General features: G+C 60.1%; 3 protein-coding genes and 1 pseudogene. 1 reads left to right on the top strand and 3 read right to left on the bottom strand.

Going from position 1 to position 3,846, the window contains the following annotated elements; translation table 11 throughout:
- The 3 genes from L9Z73_RS26965 to L9Z73_RS26955 all read right to left on the bottom strand — a co-directional run.
- The coding region (locus L9Z73_RS26965) for a GGDEF domain-containing protein (RefSeq protein WP_247407650.1) at positions 1–1,101 on the bottom strand (1,101 nt) is incomplete at its 3' end.
- Positions 1,102–1,305: 204 nt separating this feature from the next.
- Positions 1,306–3,111, bottom strand: coding sequence for a phenylacyl-CoA dehydrogenase (locus L9Z73_RS26960; protein ID WP_247407648.1), 1,806 nt, complete (start codon positions 3,109–3,111; stop codon positions 1,306–1,308).
- Positions 3,112–3,360: 249 nt separating this feature from the next.
- Positions 3,361–3,642 carry a pyrroloquinoline quinone biosynthesis protein PqqE gene (locus L9Z73_RS26955; RefSeq protein ID WP_247407646.1) on the bottom strand — a complete coding sequence of 94 codons (282 nt, stop codon included), beginning with the start codon at positions 3,640–3,642 and terminating at the stop codon, positions 3,361–3,363.
- A 74-nt stretch (positions 3,643–3,716) separates the two neighbouring features.
- On the opposite strand from L9Z73_RS26955, the pseudogene L9Z73_RS26950 reads away from it, so the two are divergent.
- Positions 3,717–3,846 (top strand): annotated as a pseudogene (locus L9Z73_RS26950) (peptidase); the annotation flags it as partial.

Below are 3,846 nucleotides of genomic sequence, written 5' to 3'. Positions count from 1 at the left end.
ACCGCTGCCCGCGCGCCGCTGGCGGCCTTGCAGGTCATCCTGCGGGCGGTCCGGGTTGCGCAGCTTGATGTCGTAGTTGGCGATGATCTCGCGGAGTTCTTCCAAGTGCGGCATGCACTCATCCAGGGTCTTGCCGGCAAACACCACGGCGAACTCTTCACCGCCATAACGGTAGGCGCGTCCGCCGCCATTGACCTTCGACAGCTTGCTGGCCACCAGGCGCAGCACCTGGTCCCCTACGTCGTGACCATGGGTGTCGTTGAAGCGTTTGAAGTGGTCGACGTCGCTCATCGCCAGCACATAGTTGCGTCCCAGCCGCTGCATGCGCTCGTTGAGCGCGCGCCGCCCAGGCAGGCCGGTCAGTTCGTCGCGAAACGCCATCTGATACGCCTCGTGAGCCACCGCGGCCGCAATCATCAGCATCACCTGGCTGCACATGATGTTCAGGGTGAACGGCAGGATAAACGTCTGCGGCAACATCCAGAACAGCCCGATCATCCCCACCATCTGCGCCGCGTGCAACGGACGCGGTAGGTACCAGTATTGCGCCGCCAAGGTCAAAAAGCCGATCAGGAACATCGGGTATGACAGCTGGATCAGGCTCATCCAGGTGCCATGCAGCGCTGGCCAGCGAATTTCCGCCAGCCAGTTCAGCAGCGCCTGGGGATAACTTTGCTCCAGGGCCAACGCCACGCTGCCAATAGCCAGCAGCACCGCACAGCGCGCGACAAAATCACGGAACAAGTGGGTTTTTTCCTGCCACAGCGCATAGATGCTGAACAGCAGCGGCAGCAACAGGCAACACAAGTGGAACACCACGGCGGCGTCTTCGCGCACGCGGCCGTTGTCGCGGTAGAAGTCGGTCTGGGTATCGAGCAGGGAGTAGGCGATATACACCGTGATCATCAGGAACAGTTCACGCTGGCGACGATAGACCGCGCAATACGAACCGCCGAGCAACAGCACCAGGGTCGGCAACACGTTAAACAGCGAGGTGAAGAAGACGTTGAGATCTTTGACATACGCAGCCGAGAGCCCGGCCAGTAACAGCAGCAGTGAAGGTAGGAAATGACTGAAACGTAAAGCGGACGCGCGTGACAAGGGTAAAACTCCGACCCGCCAGGAATGATGGCACTGTGCCACAGTCCAGCCAGTTAAACATACCCTGCCCGGCTTGTATCACATTGCCATCACTGTAACGGCAGCCCATCGCAATCCCTGAGCGCTGCGCTGTGTTTTTTATCGCGCAAAAAAAACCGCCGCCCCGAGAAGGAGCGACGGTTTTTCAAGTGGGCTCGGTGAGGCTTAGTAAGCCAGGCCGAAGTCCTCTTCTTTCATGTCCATCAGGTTGTTGGCGCCCGACAGCATGGTGACCACGTGAGTACGGGTACGCGGCAGGATGCGCTGGAAGTAGAAGCGCGCGGTCTGCAGCTTGGCGGTGTAGAACGCCGCTTCGCTGGTGCCAGCTGCCAGTTTCTCGGCCGCCAGGCGCGCCATGTCGGCCCAGAAGTAAGCCAGGCAGGCATAACCGGAGTACATCAGGTAGTCCACCGAAGCGGCACCGACTTCTTCACGGTCTTTCATCGCCGCCATGCCGACCTTCATGGTCAACTCGCCCCACTCTTTGTTCAGCGCAGCCAGCGGCGTCACGAACTCTTTGACCGCTTCGTTGCCTTCGTTGGCCTGGCAGAACTTGTGCACGATCTTGGTGAAGCCCTTGAGCGCTTCGCCTTGGGTCATCAGCACTTTACGGCCGAGCAGGTCCAGCGCCTGGATGCCGGTGGTGCCTTCGTACAGCATCGAAATGCGGCTGTCGCGCACGTTCTGCTCCATGCCCCACTCGGCGATGAAGCCGTGACCGCCGTAGATCTGCACGCCGTGGTTGGCGGATTCAAAACCGACTTCGGTCATGAACGCCTTGGCGATCGGGGTCATGAATGCCAGCAGGCCATCGGCCTGTTTCTTGGCTTCGTCGTCGGTGCCGTACTTGACGATGTCCACTTGCTTGGCGGTGAAGTACACCATCGCACGGTTACCTTCAGCGAAGGCTTTCATGGTCAGCAGCATGCGGCGCACGTCGGGGTGGACGATGATCGGGTCGGCGGCTTTGTCCGGCGCTTTCGGGCCAGTCAGGGAACGCATTTGCAGGCGGTCACGCGCATATTTCAGGCCGCCCTGGAAGCCGATTTCAGCGTGGGCCAGGCCTTGCAGCGCGGTGCCCAGGCGAGCGGTGTTCATAAAGGTGAACATGCAGTTCAGGCCTTTGTTCGCCGGGCCGATCAGGAAACCGGTGGCCGCGTCGAAGTTCATCACGCAGGTGGCGTTACCGTGGATGCCCATCTTGTGTTCCAGGGAACCACAAGTCACCGCGTTGCGCGCTCCGATCGAACCATCAGCGTTCGGCAGGAATTTGGGCACGATAAACAGCGAGATACCTTTGGTGCCGGCCGGTGCGTCCGGCAGGCGGGCCAGTACGATGTGGACGATGTTATCGGCCATGTCGTGTTCGCCGGCCGAGATGAAGATCTTGGTGCCGGAGACTTTATAGGTACCGTCGGCCTGAGGTTCGGCCTTGGTGCGCAGCATGCCCAGGTCGGTGCCGCAGTGTGGCTCGGTCAGGCACATGGTGCCGGTCCATTCGCCCGACACCAGTTTGGTCAGGTAGGCGTCTTGCTGCTCGGGGGTGCCGTGCTCGGAGATGGTGTTCATCGCACCATGGGACAGGCCTGGGTACATGCCCCACGACCAGTTGGCTTCGCCGACCATTTCGCTGACAGCCAGGCCCAGGGATTCCGGCAGGCCTTGGCCACCGTGCTCCACGTCGTGGGCCAGGCTCGGCCAGCCGCCTTCGACGAACTGTTTGTAGGCTTCTTTGAAACCAGTAGGGGTCTTAACGCCTGACTCGCTCCAGGTACACCCTTCGATGTCACCCACGCGGTTCAACGGTGCCAGTACTTGCTCACAGAACTTGGCGCCTTCTTCGAGAATGGCGTCAACCATGTCCGGAGTAGCGTCCTGGCAAGCCGGCAGGCTCTGATAGTGCGCTTCATAGCCGAGCAGTTCGTCACGAACGAAGCGAATATCACGCAAGGGGGCCTTGTAGTCAGGCATAGCGATAAACCTCTGCTGATGTATCTGGGATGAACAACCGCGTGGGATTTGTTGTTGCGGTCAAACAGGTGTTTGAAACATACGTTTACGACCTGGGGATGTCAAGCGTCGTCCCGCTGCCGTTTGTCATGACACGGCTCAACAGCGCGCACGACAATGCCTGCGGCGAGGTGCCACAAGGGTTATCGGAAAAAAGAGGCGATGTAGGCGCTCGCGGTGTACCGGGTACACCGCATTGCCATAGGGGGGTCAGGCGAAGGTGTCGATCAACGTGCCGAGCATTTCATCGGAAGCCTTGGCGACTTTCGCGCCCAGCTCCACCTGAAATTTACCTTGGGCCATTTCGACCATATTGCTCGCCGAGTTGGTCGGCTGGGCGCGGTCATTGGCCTGCAGAAGGTCGCTCTGGGCGGCCGACGGCTGGGTAGTGGCGGCACTGGCAATCCTGCCGGCGGCCTGGTCGACACGGCTCTGCCCGGACTGAATCGTGCTCAAGCCTGAATAAAACGCGCTGCTGCCAGAGATTTCCATGGCGTGGGCCTGCTGAGAGAATCGTGAAGTTGAATTGAAACAGACATCCTGGCAAAAGGCCCGTCAAAAACACTAATGGCAACTTCAGCCATACCGACGCCAAAAGCCGCTACGCCATGGACATTGCCATGCCCGAAGGCACGCCGATCATTGCGGCGCGCAGCGGTGTGGTGGTGAAGATCGAAAATAGCCAGGCCGGGCGCG

The sequence above is a fragment of the Pseudomonas emilianonis genome (assembly GCF_023072625.1).
GTDB lineage: Bacteria > Pseudomonadota > Gammaproteobacteria > Pseudomonadales > Pseudomonadaceae > Aquipseudomonas > Aquipseudomonas paraveronii.
This window is presented reverse-complemented; position numbering and strand designations above follow the sequence as displayed.

Coding starts and splice junctions, on each gene's coding strand:
- L9Z73_RS26955 (WP_247407646.1), bottom strand. CDS start 3,642: ATGGAAATCTCTGGCAGCAGCGCGTTTTATTCAGGCTTGAGCACGATT.
- L9Z73_RS26960 (WP_247407648.1), bottom strand. CDS start 3,111: ATGCCTGACTACAAGGCCCCCTTGCGTGATATTCGCTTCGTTCGTGAC.